The following is a 17,017-nucleotide window of genomic DNA, read 5'->3' on the forward strand; positions in this document are numbered from 1 at the left end:
ACTATATGGATATTATCGGAAAAGGGGTAACTCGAAAAGATGCCTGGGAAAAGGTGACTGGGCAGGCGATTTACACAGGAGACCGCGAAGAAGTAAAAACACTTCATGTTAAAAAGGTAATTAGTCCTTATGCACATGCCCTTATTAAAAATATTAATCTAACCAAAGCTGAAAAAGTTCCAGGCGTTCGCGCAATCATAACAGGTGGGAATTTACCACTAACAGGAGAAGAAATCAGGGATCGGTACCCCATAGCTCTAGATAAAGTCCGCTATCATGGAGAAGTAGTAGCACTTGTTGTTGCTGATACAATGAAACAAGCAAAGATTGCAGCTGACAATATTCAAGTTATCTATGAACCTTTAGTCGTTGTCAATTCACCAGCAGAAGCCTTAAATCCCAATTCCCCTCTACTCCACCCAGATTTAGATACCTATAAAAAAATATCCGAGGTATTTCCCGAGCCAGGCACAAATATAGCAAACCGAACTAAAATCAGAAAAGGTGATAGAAAAACAGGTTGGCAAGAGAGCGAAATCATTATTGAGGAAAAGTTTTCTTTTTCGCCCTCCGACCATGTAGCCATGGAAACAAGATGTTCTTTAGCGGAAATTCACTCAGATGATAAGGTCATTATCACTTCTTCTTCTCAAGCTCCCTTCATGATCAAGCGTTTGATAAGTGATTACTTTGATGTTGAAATTGGAAACGTCATAGTAAACACTCCACTTGTTGGAGGGGCATTCGGTGGTAAAGCCTCGGTCCAACTTGAACTATTAGCTTATATCGCGTCAAAGGCCGTTAATGGCAGGCTAGTAAAAGTTGAAAATAGTCGTGAAGAGGATATTTTGACATCACCATGTCATATTGGATTAGATGCTACAATTAAATTAGGTTGTACAAAATCTGGTTTGCTAAAGATCGCAGAGCTGACGTATTTATGGGACGGGGGAGCATATGCCGACAAAGCTACAGATCTAAGCCGTGCTGGAGCTGTAGATTGTACCGGACCTTACAATATAGAAAATATTTGGTGCGACTCTCTCTGTATGTATACAAATCATCCATATGCCTCGCCTTATCGAGGTTTCGCCCATACAGAAGTTCTGTTTGCTTTTGAGCGGGCCATGGATTCTCTTTCAAAAAAGCTTGGAATGGATCCACTTGAACTTCGTGAAATGAATGCGATACTCCCAGGGAACTCCACCCCAACACAAGTTAAATTGAATTCGAGCACGGTAGGTAATCTTCCTAAATGCATACAGGTGCTTAAGAAAAAAATGAATTGGGAAGAGGGCCAGTTAGTAAAAATAAACGACAAGATAATAAGGGCAAAAGGGATCGCTTGTATATGGAAAACTTCAACGATCGATACCAACGCTGGATCTGGTGTCATATTAACCTTTAACCCTGATGGCAGTGTAAACCTTATTTCAGGAGTAGTAGAAATCGGTACAGGAACGAAAACGATATTAGCACAGATTGTATCAGATAAATTAAAGGTCTCCATTGATCGCGTAAACGTTCAGATGAAGGTAAACACACAAAATACTCCAGAACATTGGAAAACGGTAGCAAGCCGTGGAACATTAATGGCAGGAAGGGCTGCGATTCAAGCTGCGGAAGATGCTCTTTTGCAAATAAAGAAACTTGCTTCTTGTGTATTACGAGCTCCAATTGAAGATATCGTCCTTGGCAAGGAAAGGGTCTTTATGAGAGGGGAACCGAATATAGAAATTCCTTTCAAACGGCTAGTGTATGGGTATACATATCCTGACGGAAGTACGATTGGAGGACAAATCATCGGTAGAGGACAATATACCATTCCACATATAACAAATTTAGATCCCGATACAGGTGCTGGCAGACCAGGTCCTGAATGGACTGTTGGCGCACAAGGGGTAGAAGTAGAGTATGACATAAATGAATATACTTACAGGATAGTAAGGGCAATATCTGTCATTGATGCAGGAAAGGTTTTGAATCAAAAAACTGCAGAAGGACAAATAATGGGTGCAATGAGCATGGGCATAGCATTCGGCGGGCGTGAAACATTCTATTTCGATCACCTTGGCAGAGTATTAAACCCTCAACTCAGAACCTATAGACCCTTAAGATATGGAGAAAACCCTGAATATATTTGTGAATTTGTAGAAACACCACATTTAGAAGCCCCATATGGCGCAAGGGGCCTTGGAGAACATGGGCTTCTAGGTATGCCAGCTGCTTTAGGTAATAGTTTATCTTTGGCTGCGGGGATTCCTTTGAACCAGTTGCCATTACTTCCTGAACTCATTTGGAGGGGGAAGAGAGGGAGAAGAGATTAATGTTACCTTATAATTTTGATTATTATAAACCTCAATCGATAAAAGAAGCGATTGAACTTTATCAACTATTAAAATTACAAGAAAAAAAACCTATGTATTATGGTGGAGGGACTGAAATTTTAACATTAGGACGTTTAAATTTTATATACACCGATGCGATTATTGATTTGAAAGGGATTCCCGAATGCAATGCATTCGGGTTTCAACACCAAGAACTGATCATTGGCTCAACATTGAGTTTACGTGCAATCGAAGAAAATAAGCTATTTCCGCTATTATCGGATACTTCAAAAGAAGTTGCTGATTATACATCAAGAAATAAAATCACTATAGGTGGAAACATATGTGGTCAAATTTTTTATAGAGAGTCAGTTCTTCCATTTTTATTATCAGATAGTACTGTCATTATTGCCGGACCAAAAGGAACGAGGAAAGAATTTATTAATGAAGTTTTCCATAAAGAGCTACGACTTGACGAAGGGGAATTTCTCGTTCAAATTGTAACAGAAAAAGAATATCTGAAAGCTAAACACATTAGTGTAAAGAAGAGGCAGCAATGGAAAACGGGATATCCGCTTTTAACAGTTGCCTCATTAAAAAAAGAAGGATTTATTCGATTTGCATTCAGCGGGGTTTGTCCATATCCTTTTCGGTCAATTCAAATGGAAAACAAACTAAATGATAAGAGTTTATCTTTTAAAGATCGAATTTTAACCTCCTTTGAGTATTTACCAACTCCGGTTTTAAACGATATAGAAGGATCCAATGAATATAGATTATTTGTTTTAGAAAATACCCTTTCATACATTTTGTCATATATAGGTGGTGAGGAACATGAATAGCCATTCGGCGGATCGTAAAGTTACCATTCAATTAGAAATAAATAAAGAACAGTATGAGAGGGATATATTGGCATCGGATATATTGCTAGATGTTCTCCGAGATAAAATTGGACTTACAGGAGCTAAACCTGGATGTTTAAATGGAGATTGCGGCGCTTGTACGGTGATAATGAATAAACAGCCAATGAAATCCTGTTTAATGTTAGCCATTGAAGCAATCGATTCAGAAATCCTTACAATTGAAGGCCTCAAGAATACCCCGATTCAGAGAGCCTTTGTGGAACATTTTGCTTTTCAATGTGGGTATTGTACATCAGGCTTTATAATGATTTGCCAGGCTTTACTCCTTAATGACAGGAACCCAAGTCCTGAAAAGATTGAAACATGGCTTTCTTCGAATATTTGTCGGTGTACCGGATATAAAGAAATTGAAAAAGCAATATATTCAGTAATAGAACTTTTAAATATAAAAAATCAAACAAATCAGTGACGTTTGCCCGTTTATATGAATAAAATGCCTACATGGGGAGTGGTGATATTGATTGAAACCTGTGTAGTTAATTCAGAAAAAAAAGTAATTCACTCCTTTCAGCGTAATCTCGAAATTACAACAGCCATCCTATTATTAACTGGACAAATCACAATCATTGGCGTTTTTGTAAGACCAGGCAGATTTAGTCTCTCATTAGGTGGGCCTCTTTTTGGAGGGCATCGTTTAGAAGGGAGGGACCACTCGCAAGCGGGAAATCTTTTTATCGATATATTGGACATCATTATTGCTATATTATTAATCAATGATGCCATACATGTGACAGGAATCTTTATTTCGTCTGGTGATTTCACAATTAATGTTTCCGGTCCTATTTTTGGTTATCCTGAAGTTGTTCCGGCATTGCCAATTGAAGATTATAATTTTTTTAATACCATTGTAAAGAAGCATTATAATGTTCCATCAGAGTTATTAACTACATTAAAAGGGAATGAGTAAAAAATGTCACTAACAGATATTCCTACAATTAAAAGTTCGAGAAACAATGCTTTTCTAATAGCCATTCCCATTATCATCTTCATATTTTTCTTCACTCAGCAAAAGTCCACAGATGTCTAAAAACTTTGATACTTTTAGAGTAATAAAGGTTTTTATCATTTCAGAGGTGAGGCCTTTTTATAGCTTTACCTTTTTTTGTTGTGCTTTTTGATGTTATATAGGGTAGAGATGGAAGCAAATAAATTTCGGACAAAGAATTGAAGGAGTCCATATCCACGAAAAATCCATTTTGAATAAACTTTGGATAAAAACCTAAAAACACAAGCATTAAATAGCGAACTAACATAGAAATGAGAGAGGGAATTTGATAGTAATTCCATATAAACTCTCTATTAGTTTTATTTTAACAATCGTCTATTCCCGAAGAAATCCCCTTTCAAGCCAGGAACTATGACCTGGCTGAATGCAAAAAGGTTTCAAAATACTTTATTCAGGAGGTAGATAAAAGTGGAAAAGAAAAAAATGATAATAAATGGAAAGATCGTATCTTATATTGAGAAAGGCAACGTTAATGATCCCCCAGTTCTTTTATTGCATGGGGTACCTGAGTCCAGCCTTTTGTGGAGGGAAATGATTCCATGCATTGTGTCTTGTGGATTTAGAACCATTGCACCTGATCTCCCAGGATTCGGCCAAAGTGAACCGTTTGATGAATCCTCAACATGGGAAAGATATGAACAGTTTGTATCGGATTTTACAAAAGAACTTAATCTAGATAAATTCCACCTTATTGTACATGACTGGGGCGGACTTATTGGACTGAAATGGGCATGTGATCATCCAGAGAGAATACTAAGTCTCTTTGTTTCAAATACAACCATATCAGTAGATTATAAGTGGCACTCACTTGCTCAGATTTGGAGAACACCAAATGTCGGAGAGAAAATAATGAAGCGCATGTCAGATGATCCCCAAGCTCAAACTGAATTGAAGAAAACGATTCCGAACATAGTTGACGAAATTCTGGAAGATTTCTTTCATGTCTTTAGAACACCCGAATCTTGTAAAGTCATCTTAGATCTATACCGTTCTGGAAATATAGAAAAGGTAAAATCGTACAATCAAAAACTAAATCAGATCAAAATACCTGTCACAATAATTTGGGGAGAGATGGATCCTTATATACCGTTTGAATTTGCCTACAAGCTCCAGAAAGAAGGTTTACCACATGCACAGGTTCACATCATTCAAAATGCCGGGCATTTTATCCAAATCGAAGTGCCTGATAAAGTGAATTCTTATATAAAACAGCATTTTAAAAACGTGTAAACCTTTTATAAGGGGGAGAAGCGGATGAAACGTCAGCATTCCCCTTTTCGAACGTAACAATACTTTATGGATAATCTTATTATAAAATAGAGAAATAAAGTAGTGAGTCTTTCACATTAACGCTACGAGAAGTTAAGTATGGCCAATGCTAATATGTTGAGAGATAATAATAGAAAAAGGCTTTGTGCATTATCAGGAGCTGATTTGCAGCTCTTTTTCTTTTGCAACTATGGGGTAGAATGGTTTAAGAAAATTATTATACATAAATTATATAATTTGAGGAGAGAACAGATGAAGACTAATAATCTTGATTATATTGAACTTTGGAGACAATCCATGGTAGATCATTATGGTAAAGTCCCGAATCGACTTAAAGATGATGCAGCAGAAGAAGCTTTTTGGTCATCCATGGTTGAAAGGAAAAAACAACATAAAGCGGACCCTTATACTAAACAAGTGCACCAAGAGTTACTGCCATTATTAAATCGCGAAGACCATGTATTGGAAATCGGTCCTGGCTGGGGCAATTACACCTTTGATATTGCACAAGAGGTCAGGAAGCTAACTTGTATTGATAGTTCTAAAAGCATTATCAGTTTTTTGGCATCTCTGGCGAATGAAAAAGGTACCGAGAACATGGATTTGATTCATGATAAGTGGGAAAGTGAGACGAAAAGGGATAAATATGATGTAGTATTTGGTTTTAATTGTTATTACCGTATGATCGATATCGGTCACACCTTATTAAAAATGAATGAGTCAGCAACCCGTTTAGTGATAGTCGGTATGACGACAGGACCAGAAAAACCTCATTATATGGAATTGGAGAAACGAGGATATACAATCAATTTAAGAAAACGGGATTACATACACATCTTGAATGTATTGTATCAACTAGGAATACTGGCGGACTGCAAGATCGTGAAATTGAAAAGTAAAAAAATCTATTCCACATATGAAGAAATGATTCGTGATAATACGACAAAAATTCTCGATGAACAATTTTCCTATGATGAAGTAAAAACAATCCTTAATAAATATGTTGTGGAAAAAGAAGGAGTTTTTGAATACGAATATCCGTTTCATGCAGCTTTGATGTATTGGAATCCTAAGGAATTTTGAGTAATCCAGTACTATTGTTTTTTTCTCTTTTTGGGGACCTTCAGGAAAAAAGGTATTTTTTTGTTAATATTCGCAAAATATACTGAACATGCCCCAAAAAAAACCAAAGAAATTCGGAGAGTGATTGATAAATGAAAGAAATATCCGAAAAGAGATTTTGTGAAACATGTAAAAAGGAGACAGTGCACACAGTAAGGGAAGATGCATTAGAAATAGAATATTCATGTAATGAATGCAATCGGCACCAGGAGATTTACAAAACATTTTTTTAATACCATTCAATTAATTTGAAGGGAGTTTGAATCACTCATTGATCCAATAGGTTCTAAGACTTTGGAAACAAAACAAATTTAGAGGCATTCATTCCATATTACCGATATAAACGAAAAGCTTAGTTTATACAGGGAATCGTTGTAAAGCACAAGGTTTCAACGATTGATGGAAAAAGTGGAATAACATCCATAGAAAAGGAATGGATTTTCTATGGATGGGGTCACTTTATCATGCGAAATAAGCTTTGTGTATGTTTTATCTAAGGACCCAGTTTGATAATTACATTTAGACAATCTTTTTAAAAACTGTACATAAGTAAATTTTCTAAAATTCATTCCAACGGCATGCAATATGTGATATATTGCATACTACATATTAGTATTTTGAGGAGGAAATAGCCGTTGGTACATTCAGATTCAACTCAAAAAATTAAACGTACTTCTGTACGTGAAGAAGCGTACATAATCTTGCGGGATTGGATTGTCCAGGGAACACTTACGCCAGGTCAACAATTACGTGACAAAGAATTAGCCGAAAAATTAGGAGTAAGCCGTACTCCTATAAGAGAAGCACTATTAAGGCTCGAGGATGAGGGGTTTGTGGAGACCAAGCCGAGCCGTTCAACTATTGTTTCCCCTATTCGGTTCGATGGAGTATTAAATATATATTCTATTGTTTGGACACTGGAAAAGTTAGCTATGGAACAGGCTTTTGATATCTTAGAAGAAAAACACTTAATTGAGATGGAAGTCATCAATCAGGAAGTGAAAAAAGCAATTGTCGAAGGAAATCAATTAGCTGCCGTCCAGAAGGATAATGACTTTCACTCCATTTACATCAATCTTCCAGTAAATGATGAATTGAAGCGGATTCTATCTGGACTAAAACAAAAACTTATACGAATAGAACTGTATTATTTCAATCAGGTAATTGGTGTACATCTTTCCGGTAATGAGCATGATCGGATCATACAGGCATTAAGACAAAGAAATCTCTCGATGGCCCTTGAAATGATAGAAAAAAATTGGAAAGAAAGTTATTTTAGGATTCAAGCCCATATGGATCGTGTAAAAGGTGGGGAAGAAAAAAATGAGTAATGATACTTTAGTCGATGTATCACCTTCAAGAAATAAAGGGATCGCTCTAGTACTTACCGGCGCTGCATTATGGGGAGTATCAGGAACGGCAGCCCAATATCTATTTCAACGGCAAGGTTTCAGTCCTGAGTGGCTCACGGTGGTACGCTTATTGCTTTCAGGCGTAATCTTATTGGGGATTGCTTTTAAAAATGAAAGAAAACAGGTTTTTGGCATTTGGAAAACTAAAAAAGATGCGCTTCAAATTATCCTTTTTGCCATTCTGGGAATGCTCGCCGTTCAATACACATATTTTGCAGCAATTGAACATGGCAACGCAGCCACTGCCACTGTCCTTCAATACTTAGCGCCGGCCCTGATCACTTGTTATTTAGCCATTCGTTCCAAACGTTTTCCGACTATTACTGTGAGTGTAGCTGTGATCATAGCGATTTTAGGCACTTTTTTGCTTGTAACGGGGGGAAGCATACGTACACTTTCCATATCCGGGTGGGCAGTATTTTGGGGAGTAACATCAGCCTTTGCATTGGCTTTTTATACTTTGCAACCTTATGAACTCCTTTCAAGATGGGGTTCAATGATTGTTGTGGGATGGGGCATGTTGATTGGAGGCATTTGTTTTAGTATGGTCCATCCTCCTTGGGCATTTGAAGGCAATTGGACTTTACCTTCTTTTTCAGCGGTTTTGTTCATCATCATTTTCGGTACGATCATTGCCTTTTATTTTTATTTGGAAAGTACGAAATACATCACAGCCTCGGAGGTAAGTTTATTTGCTTCGGTTGAGCCATTATCCGCAACCTTTATATCCGTTATCTGGCTGAATGTAACATTCGGTTTTGCCGAGTGGCTTGGAACACTTTGCATTATAAGCACCATTACGATTTTATCGATAGCAAAAAGCAAGTAGTTCCAATTATCCACAACTAGAGTATAAATAAAATTAAACAATAAAACTAATAAACTACCATGTAATGTTCCCGGATACTAAAGTTGTGTGATAAATAATAAAGTCGCTAAAAAAACATAATGCTTGTTTAAAAATCGGGGTTTTATGCCCTCTTTTCCATATCATGTATAATAAACCATGGAATATTTCATACACATGCAGTATGGAGGAAGAAAAATGAAGATAATAGAGCTACCAATCGAATTTGAATTTAATAAACAACAAAATCACATTTATCCTAACTTAATTATAATGAATAATGCACTGACTTTGGTCGATACAGGGTATTCAAATTCCTTACCTTTAATTGAAAATGAAATTTTAAAAAATGGATATGAAGTGAAGAATTTAAAGAATATAATCATTACTCACTATGATGGTGATCATATAGACTCCCTATATGATTTTAAAGAAAAGTATACTTGGATTAACATTATAGCTAGTGAAAGTGAATCAAAATACATTAGTGGTGAAATGAAGTCAGAGAGATTGGTTCAAGCAGAAGAAATGCTAGAAAACATGCCAAATAAAGAAATTGAATTTGGTAAATGGTTTATACAGCAATTAAAGAATTTGAAGCATGTTTCGATTGATGAAAAGGTAAATGATGGTGATATGATTTTAGATAATAATTGTAGTGTAGTAGCAACACCAGGGCATATTTCATTGTATTTTCCAAGTTTAAAAAGTGTAATTACAGGTGATGCAGCTGTTAATGAAGGTCAAGAATTGATCATTGCTAATCAAAACTTTTGTTTAAATGTCGAGAAAGCCCAACAATCTTTGAGAAAGGTTATAAATCTTAAAGCTGAAACTTACTATTGTTATCATGGAGGGAAATTCACTTTATAAATTTGGGGGTTAATGTCGATTTGAAGCAAAGTTTAACCGTTTATTAAAAGATGGACCGGTATTATTTGCACTCCAATTTTTCATTATTAACTATCAGGAAAGTTGAAGTAGGGGTCCAAAAAAAGCGATATTTATTTAACATAAAAAGCGGGCGACAAAATAATATTAACAGTTCAATTAAAGGGCGCGATTCTTGAATAAAGTTATTTTCTTAATGAACGGGTGCAATAGTTGCCATGGCTTTTGATGATTTACCAATCTCCAATTTAGAAATTTTAAAAATGTGTTTCACTAAACAGAAGACCAGTCTGATGAACCGGACTGTTTTTTTTATAACAATACTTTTTATTTATATATGGAGTATCTTTTGAATAGGCTTTGTTAAACATTATTGTAGATTTTTAAATAGAATATACCACTAATTGTGGTCTTTATTGGGACTTAGGATTTACTCATACTTCACTTCTGTATTTTAGGATATCTTCCAGATTGACAGTCCAACCCCTTACATATTGCCTCTAAAGTCGAACATCTAATAGCGTTTGCCTTTCCATTTTTCAATATAGAAAGATTAGCCATTGTTATTCCAACCCTCTTCAAAACTTCTGTCACTTTTTTGTACTTTTAAACCAAACCCTTTATTTGATTAGCAGCTTCTTTATTTTTGTTAAAACTTAATCTACCTTTTATATTCAACTTTATGAAAACTAAAAATGAATTTTTTCGTGCATTTAACCAAAACATAAAATAGCTTAAACATACATTTTGCATATATTTCTTTAAAAGTTTCTTCTTCTTTTTTTATTATTTAAATACTGCTGATTATAAATGATCAGAAATGATTGTTTGAAATCACCTAAAAGGTGGAGTGAAAAAGGTGGAAAATCATATTACTTACCTTCTAGAACATTATGGGTACTTCGGAATAATATTTGCTTTAATCGGAGGTATTGTAGGACTTCCTATACCCGACGAGGTGCTTCTTACATATATTGGTTACACTGTGTATCAGAGTAAATTATCTTACTTAATTTCGATAGTAAGTGCCTTTGTAGGAGCAACAGGGGGGATTTCGCTTAGCTACTTCATTGGTAATAAATTTGGGTTGCCTTTGTTAGAAAAGTTTGGACCAAAAATTCACATTACCGAACAAAAAATTAATGCAACAAAGAAATTATTCAAGAAATACGGACCCTATTTTTTATTTTTTGGTTATTTTATTCCTGGGGTACGGCACCTTACAGCGTATATAGCAGCTGTCAATCGCTTCCCATTTAGAAAATTTGTTATTTACGCCTATACTGGTGCATTAATTTGGTGTTTTACTTTTATCACTCTAGGAAGAATATTAGGGGAAAATTGGACCAATGTTGAAAAATATTTATCAACATACAGGATTTATTTAATTACAAGTTTATTGGTCCTTTCAATATTAAGTTATTTTTTATGGAAGAGAAGAAATCGATTATGAAGGGGTATTTCATAAAAGTCGCTTCTTTTTTTAAAAAAATTCCGTTAAAAAATTTAACTTGTTTTTTATTACGAATCTTAAGGCAAGTGTGTTACTTGATGGCTTTTGTATTTACCAGGATAGTTTTTCCTCTAATATTTATGAATAGCGGAAGAATATATAGAAAATGCTACATAAATGCGGAGATTATTCGACGTCAGGGGGGACTTCCTTGTTCAATCAGATAGTTAAAGCTGTACCCAATTTATTTACGATTGGAAATTTATTGTGCGGTGTACTCTCAATTACTTATATGATGAGTGGCTTTTTGCAAGTAGCCTCCGTTTTTATTTTCTTTTCGGCTTTTTTAGATCTTCTTGATGGAAGGATTGCAAGAAAATTAAAAGTGAACAGTGAATTTGGCGTGGAATTGGATTCCTTGGCTGATATTATTAGTTTCGGAGTTGCTCCTGCAATTCTATTTCATTCGATAGCAGCACCATCAATTTTAACGTCTTTGGCATTTATCCTTTTCCCAACTATGGGAGCATTAAGATTAGCTAAGTTTAGTGTTAATCCAACCATTGGGTATTTTAAAGGATTGCCTATTCCAGCAGCTGGATTACCATTGGCTGGCATGGGATTCTTTTTATATAGCAATGCGTGGATTACCTTAATACTCGCGTTCTTAATGGTAAGTCCAATTAGGATTAAAAAACTATAATTTCGTTATCCTTTGTAAAAAAGCTAGTAACCTTTTTAGAAAAGGGTACAGCTTTTTTATTTTATCCATAAACCTTTTTGTTCCCTTAAAACAAGATTAGGATTTCATTAACATAGAAAATGATTTCATTTATTGTGCAATTTTTGTAATTAGATCTAAAGTTGAAGAAAAAATTCACTCAAAAGTTTCTTTTTAAAAAAATGGAGGCATTTATATGTCATACTTAATAACTGTATATGAACAGCACAGTTATCTAATATTATTCATTGGGGTTTTTCTAGAACTCATGGCTCTACCAATTTCAGGTGAATTTTTAATGAGCTACGCTGGGTATTTTGTTTTTCAGGGAACAATGAATTACCCTTTGGCACTCCTGACTGTCTTTGTTGCAGGAGGTGGGGGAATAACTGCAACCTATTGGATTGGTAGGGCAGGTGGGTATAAACTAATCGAAAAATATGGAAGGTATATCCATATGGGACCGGAAAGATATAAAAAAACCTCCGCTTGGTTTGAGCGTTCAGGCAGAAAATTATTGGTCTTTGCTTATTTCATTCCAGGAATTAGACATTTCAGTGGTTACATTTCAGGGATTTCTAGAATGCCGTTTCGAAAATTTATTATTCCAGCTTATATAGGTTCATTTTTATGGGGATTTTGTTTTATAACTCTAGGAAAAGTATTGGGACCCCGCTGGGAGGCCTTCCATCATTCAGCAAGTAAATATTTCATTATTTTTATTATTATTTTCGGGGTATTGTTAGTTGGGTATTTCACTTATCGGTTTTATAAAGTTCAAATTAAAAACTTATTTATTCATGTAATTAAATGGTTAACAAATCGACTAAAAACCATAAGAAAAACAGAGATCTTTCTTATTTTTCTCACTTTAGTTTTAATCGGTATGGTGACCTTGATGCTGGGGATGGCTCAAGACTATTTATATAATGAGTTTACTCAGTTTAATGAAATTGCTGTATATATAGTGGATTCTTCAATATATATGAGTTGGATGAAAGGGTTGTTAGTATTTCAATCCCCTTATGTACTTGGAGTAATTATTGGTGTAACGGTCATCCGCATTTGGAGGAAGAGAAGGAATAGGCTGCTTGAGTATCTTTTACTTATCGTTTCGATTTTAGGAGCTAGGCTGTTTCATGAATCAATTATGCAGACTTTTTCCTATCTCCAATCATTACGGTTCGTGGGGAAGTATCATTCCTCAAATTTTCCTGATATAAATGCCACTATTACAATAATCATTTATGGAACATGCTTATTTTTACTTATTCGTCATTCGAAAAAAAAATATACGTCCATATTCGTTCCATTAATTGGATTATTATTATTAGTGTGGTTAACAATTGCAAATATTGCATCGACCGAATTACTTCCAAGTGATATTTTGGGTGGATATGTATATGGCGGTGTCTGGATATCATTTATCTTCTTGTTGTTTGAAATGTTAAGGCTTGTAATAGAAAAGTATTGAATTGAAAATACATATTCCTGTATTCGAGGATGAAATTCAGTATGAGGGTAATAAAGTCATAGTAGAACATAACGGTAAATCAGGAATAGAAACCTCATTGTAATCTGGAATCGACTTGATTTTAGACTTGATTTTATTGGATGTTATGCTGCCTGGGTTAAGTGGAATGTAGGTACTAAGGAAAGCGGGTAGACCAGCTCTTTCTAAATTCTCTTTAAATATTTTGTGCAATCCACGATGATTTAAAGGCTTAGTTTTTTGATTATAAAAGATCGGTTTACTATTATGTGTGTTACATGTGTGTTACTCAAAAAGAATTTCTTAATAGTCTTTAAATATCGTTAAGGAACTGGGATTAAGGGAGAGGGGTGTTTTTTTCCCCTTTTTCCTCGAACTAAACGTATTTCCCCCATGTTAAATCCACTAATTCTTGACTTCTCATTCCTCTTGGTGCAGTCAGTGAATAGAAACTGGAATAAAGAAGAACTGTATAGATTAAACTCCCAAAACTATTAGTCCATAGAGGGCTTAAAAGGGGCCTATATATTACATGATGAAGTCTGACTTCGCAGCATGTATTCAAGTACTTAAAGCAGATTAAATCATCTGAGTATAGCCCTTACAGAAGCTCACAAATTATTTACCCATTAGACATGATCCACGATCCCAATGAATTAGAAATGAATTAGTGTTTATCCCTCTTATTCCATGTTGTTAATAGTATAATTTCCAACATAGAGATCCAGCAAGATATCAAAAAAATGGGCGTGAAACAATCCATTTTAGCTTTTAATTTGCTCAATGCTATTCTGCAAAGATTGAATCATGGCATCTTGTGTAGTTTCTAAGTTACAGATTAGGGATATCAAAAGTACTTATTGGACCATAAACACTAATATGACTGAGCCTTTTTAAGCCTTTATAGCTGATTCCCCCAAACCCAGTGTTTAGAACATAAATTAACAGGGAGGGGCTAATTTGAAGAATTTCCAAATATTCAAAGGTATTCAACTGATTCTATCCTGAAATAATAAGAAAAATTGCAGGAGAAACCAAATGAAAAACAATAAATTGTATCAAGTAATTATCGCTATTTTTATAATTGTCTCAATGGTCGATCACTCGGTCTATGCAATGGAATGGGAAGATGAAGAAGTACCAATAAGCTTTAAAATTGAGATGTTACCTTGGGAGATTGTAAACAACATTATTCCTAATAAAACAAATTTCACCATTATTGATATTGAAACTGGTTTATCATTTAAGGTACAACGAAGAGCAGGTAGCCATCATGCCGATGTACAGCCACTAACCAAGGAAGATACTCAAATCATGAAGAAAATTTATAATAATAAATGGAGTTGGAATAGAAGAGCCATTATTGTATTAATCAATAATCAAATGATTGCTGCATCTATGCACGGAATGCCACATGGTGCTGGAGCTCTACAAAATGGTTTTTCAGGTCATTTCTGTGTTCATTTCTCTGGAAGCATTACCCATCGTTTGAAAAACGAAGATCTTTCTCATAAATTAATGGTATTGAAAGCGGCTGGTAAGCTTGATGATTATCTACAAACGGTAAGTCCCTATGAACTTATACGTATTTTTACCATTGCCATTAATCAAGAAAATCAGAAATTATTAGCAATGACCTTATCAAATCCGAGTCATCCTAATCGTGTCAATAAACTTGTCAAAGATATTACATATTTTGGAGTAGTTGACCCTTTAAGACAACCGCCTGAACAACTAAATGGGCTTTTTCTCGTGGATGTACCCGTTCAAGCAGCTATTTATAAGAAGAGAGAAGGCAAAGAAATAAAGGTTATGCATTTTATGATCCGAAGGGAAAGTTTGACTGATCGTTGGATTATTGATCAAGACTTGCTCTATGAAGACTTAAAATAGGATTTGTGAAGTAAGGTGCAGTAATATAATGGGGGTGCGTTTAATTGAGATTAACATGGATTGCCGGAATTTTACTATTCGTTCAACAAGTGAATATTTCTGAAAGCTTATCGGTAACCCATGAAGGACGAACGATTGCCAGTGTCAACCATACTGATATTACTATGCCCTTACTAGATGTTCCTATCATGGACGTGGATAAATACAATCAATTTGTCAAAAAAATAGACCAACAAGTGTACCAAAAACCTGTAAATGCCACAATAGACAAACAAGGCAATATTCTTCCTGGGCGGGTAGGTTACAAGCTATACCATCAAGCATTTAATGAGCAATTTTATTCCTTTTTGTACAGAAGTAGAGCATACAAACTAGAAGTACCTTTGCTTGCTATTCATCCAAAAGTTGACAGCGAATTACTTGCGGAGATTCGTGAAAAAAAGATAGGTGAATATAGAACCTATTTTAATGTGAACAACAAAAATCGTTCAAATAATATCTCACTTGCTACAGAAGCCATAAATAATTATGTCGTGTTTCCAGGAGAGGCGTTTTCTTTTAACCAAGCCGTTGGCAAGAGATCAGAAGATAAAGGATATCTGCTCGCTCGAGTTATCGTTAAAGGAGAGTTTTCTGAAGGGATTGGTGGAGGGATTTGTCAGGTGTCATCCACCCTGTTTAATGCTATCGACAATGCAGGGTTGCAAACAACTCAACGCTATTCCCATACTAGGAGCGTTCCGTATGTTCCACCTGGCCGCGATGCTACAGTAAGCTGGTATGGTCCTGATTTTAGTTTTAAAAACAAGTACAATCAACCTATTCTAATCCGAGCTACAACGCAAGGAGGAATGGTAAGTATCATGGTTTACTCTTCAGAAATGATTAATCATAAGACACGAAAAGTACCCGCCGCTTCAAATCAGATATCAAAAGAACAAATTTACCGTTCGTAAAAATACACTTTTACGAACGGGTTACTTTTTTATAAAATTCCCTATTTTTAACGTCCGTATTATATAAACAATTTTCACGAATTTGTTTATATAATAGTGAGTACCATAGAAGAAACTCGTAAAAAACAGCCTTTGCTCATGGAATCAAGGGCTTGTTTAGGGATAAAGGGGACACAGCTTTTTCTTAATGCAACGCAACTATCGTGGCAGTGTAGTGTAGGTTAATTTTATATATAACAAGAAATATCAAAAGAAAGAAATTGATACCTCTATAAGTATTAGACGCTATATTCTTCTTAGAAGATTGACGGAAGATTAAGCAAATAACAGGAAGATAATTGACGTTGCCTTTGATTACGATTATTCTTCGCAAGAAGCATATAGCAGAGCCTTTAAAACTGTTTTTGGTATCAATCCTAGAGAATATCAACTTAACAAGTTGCCTGTCCAGTCAATTGTTAAACTCACTATTAATAAGACCGGGGAATGGTGTAGAATGAATGTTTCTAGAACATTACGCCTTAAATGATGAAGAGAAAACCGGTAAGCGGGTAAGCCAGCCAGTTCTAGAATCTCCTTAAATATTTTGCAATCCACGAAAATTTAAAGGCTTATTTTTTTTGAAAGACTCTTTTCGTAAAGATTGTTGTTTTTAAAACGAAACTATTTAAGGTTGATTGGAGCGGAAGTGCGAGACTCCTGCGG

The 17,017-nt window shown here is 35.2% G+C and carries 14 protein-coding genes and 2 pseudogenes; 15 read left to right on the top strand and 1 reads right to left on the bottom strand.

Annotation, left to right across the window (positions count from 1 at the left end; all coding sequences use genetic code 11):
- The first annotated feature begins 5 nt into the window (after nucleotides 1-5).
- The 9 genes from ACFX4L_RS10850 (at nucleotide 6) to ACFX4L_RS10890 (ending at nucleotide 9,779) form a co-directional block, all read left to right on the top strand.
- On the top strand, nucleotides 6-2,327 hold the full coding sequence (locus ACFX4L_RS10850) for a xanthine dehydrogenase family protein molybdopterin-binding subunit (protein WP_377405100.1): 2,322 nt from the start codon (nucleotides 6-8) through the stop codon (nucleotides 2,325-2,327).
- On the top strand, nucleotides 2,327-3,169 hold the full coding sequence (locus ACFX4L_RS10855; protein WP_284470758.1) for an FAD binding domain-containing protein: 843 nt from the start codon (nucleotides 2,327-2,329) through the stop codon (nucleotides 3,167-3,169). Before ACFX4L_RS10850 ends, ACFX4L_RS10855 begins: the two co-directional genes overlap by 1 nt.
- Nucleotides 3,162-3,659, top strand: coding sequence for a (2Fe-2S)-binding protein (locus ACFX4L_RS10860; RefSeq protein ID WP_061463220.1), 498 nt, complete (start codon nucleotides 3,162-3,164; stop codon nucleotides 3,657-3,659). The genes ACFX4L_RS10855 and ACFX4L_RS10860 overlap by 8 nt, the downstream gene beginning before the upstream one ends.
- A 42-nt stretch (nucleotides 3,660-3,701) precedes the next feature.
- Nucleotides 3,702-4,157, top strand: coding sequence for a hypothetical protein (locus ACFX4L_RS10865; protein WP_375166230.1), 456 nt, complete (start codon nucleotides 3,702-3,704; stop codon nucleotides 4,155-4,157).
- 507 nt (nucleotides 4,158-4,664) lie between these two features.
- Entirely contained in the window at nucleotides 4,665-5,486 is an 822-nt protein-coding gene (locus tag ACFX4L_RS10870; protein ID WP_377383199.1) for an alpha/beta fold hydrolase, read from the top strand.
- A 291-nt stretch (nucleotides 5,487-5,777) separates the two neighbouring features.
- Entirely contained in the window at nucleotides 5,778-6,608 is an 831-nt protein-coding gene (locus ACFX4L_RS10875; protein WP_377383197.1) for a methyltransferase domain-containing protein, read from the top strand.
- Nucleotides 6,609-7,282: 674 nt separating this feature from the next.
- Nucleotides 7,283-7,978 (top strand): GntR family transcriptional regulator, encoded by a 696-nt coding sequence (locus tag ACFX4L_RS10880; RefSeq protein ID WP_377383195.1) that lies wholly within the window; start codon nucleotides 7,283-7,285, stop codon nucleotides 7,976-7,978.
- On the top strand, nucleotides 7,971-8,888 hold the full coding sequence (locus tag ACFX4L_RS10885; RefSeq protein ID WP_125160814.1) for a DMT family transporter: 918 nt from the start codon (nucleotides 7,971-7,973) through the stop codon (nucleotides 8,886-8,888). The genes ACFX4L_RS10880 and ACFX4L_RS10885 overlap by 8 nt, the downstream gene beginning before the upstream one ends.
- Before the next feature lie 216 nt (nucleotides 8,889-9,104).
- A complete protein-coding gene (locus ACFX4L_RS10890; protein WP_377383193.1) occupies nucleotides 9,105-9,779 on the top strand; it encodes an MBL fold metallo-hydrolase in 675 nt (224 codons plus the stop codon).
- A 452-nt stretch (nucleotides 9,780-10,231) separates the two neighbouring features.
- Here the strand turns inward: ACFX4L_RS10890 and ACFX4L_RS10895 are convergent.
- Nucleotides 10,232-10,391 (bottom strand): annotated as a pseudogene (locus ACFX4L_RS10895) (helix-turn-helix domain-containing protein).
- Nucleotides 10,392-10,656: 265 nt separating this feature from the next.
- Between ACFX4L_RS10895 and ACFX4L_RS10900 the strand changes: the two are divergent.
- From ACFX4L_RS10900 to ACFX4L_RS10925, 6 genes and pseudogenes are all read left to right on the top strand, one after another.
- Nucleotides 10,657-11,250: a DedA family protein gene (locus ACFX4L_RS10900; protein ID WP_377383191.1), complete on the top strand. Its 594-nt coding sequence runs from the start codon at nucleotides 10,657-10,659 to the stop codon at nucleotides 11,248-11,250.
- Between the two features lie 211 nt (nucleotides 11,251-11,461).
- Nucleotides 11,462-11,953, top strand: a complete 492-nt coding sequence (pssA, locus tag ACFX4L_RS10905) for a CDP-diacylglycerol--serine O-phosphatidyltransferase (RefSeq protein ID WP_377383189.1) — start codon at nucleotides 11,462-11,464, stop codon at nucleotides 11,951-11,953.
- Between the two features lie 214 nt (nucleotides 11,954-12,167).
- Nucleotides 12,168-13,445, top strand: a complete 1,278-nt coding sequence (locus ACFX4L_RS10910; RefSeq protein WP_377383188.1) for a VTT domain-containing protein — start codon at nucleotides 12,168-12,170, stop codon at nucleotides 13,443-13,445.
- 1,056 nt (nucleotides 13,446-14,501) lie between these two features.
- A complete protein-coding gene (locus ACFX4L_RS10915) occupies nucleotides 14,502-15,356 on the top strand; it encodes a hypothetical protein (protein WP_377383186.1) in 855 nt (284 codons plus the stop codon).
- Between the two features lie 44 nt (nucleotides 15,357-15,400).
- A complete protein-coding gene (locus tag ACFX4L_RS10920) occupies nucleotides 15,401-16,312 on the top strand; it encodes a VanW family protein (protein WP_284470767.1) in 912 nt (303 codons plus the stop codon).
- Nucleotides 16,313-16,577: 265 nt separating this feature from the next.
- Nucleotides 16,578-16,835 (top strand): annotated as a pseudogene (locus ACFX4L_RS10925) (helix-turn-helix domain-containing protein); the annotation flags it as partial.
- Nucleotides 16,836-17,017 lie beyond the last annotated feature (182 nt).

The sequence above is a fragment of the Peribacillus sp. YIM B13482 genome, assembly GCF_042787975.1.
Lineage (GTDB): Bacteria > Bacillota > Bacilli > Bacillales > DSM-1321 > Peribacillus > Peribacillus simplex_A.

What these genes read in the sequence shown, in the direction of transcription:
- ACFX4L_RS10850 (WP_377405100.1), top strand. Translation starts at nt 6, where the DNA reads ATGGATATTATCGGAAAAGGGGTAACTCGAAAAGATGCCTGGGAAAAG.
- ACFX4L_RS10855 (WP_284470758.1), top strand. Translation starts at nt 2,327, where the DNA reads ATGTTACCTTATAATTTTGATTATTATAAACCTCAATCGATAAAAGAA.
- ACFX4L_RS10860 (WP_061463220.1), top strand. Translation starts at nt 3,162, where the DNA reads ATGAATAGCCATTCGGCGGATCGTAAAGTTACCATTCAATTAGAAATA.
- ACFX4L_RS10875 (WP_377383197.1), top strand. Translation starts at nt 5,778, where the DNA reads ATGAAGACTAATAATCTTGATTATATTGAACTTTGGAGACAATCCATG.
- ACFX4L_RS10885 (WP_125160814.1), top strand. Translation starts at nt 7,971, where the DNA reads ATGAGTAATGATACTTTAGTCGATGTATCACCTTCAAGAAATAAAGGG.
- ACFX4L_RS10890 (WP_377383193.1), top strand. Translation starts at nt 9,105, where the DNA reads ATGAAGATAATAGAGCTACCAATCGAATTTGAATTTAATAAACAACAA.
- ACFX4L_RS10910 (WP_377383188.1), top strand. Translation starts at nt 12,168, where the DNA reads ATGTCATACTTAATAACTGTATATGAACAGCACAGTTATCTAATATTA.
- ACFX4L_RS10915 (WP_377383186.1), top strand. Translation starts at nt 14,502, where the DNA reads ATGAAAAACAATAAATTGTATCAAGTAATTATCGCTATTTTTATAATT.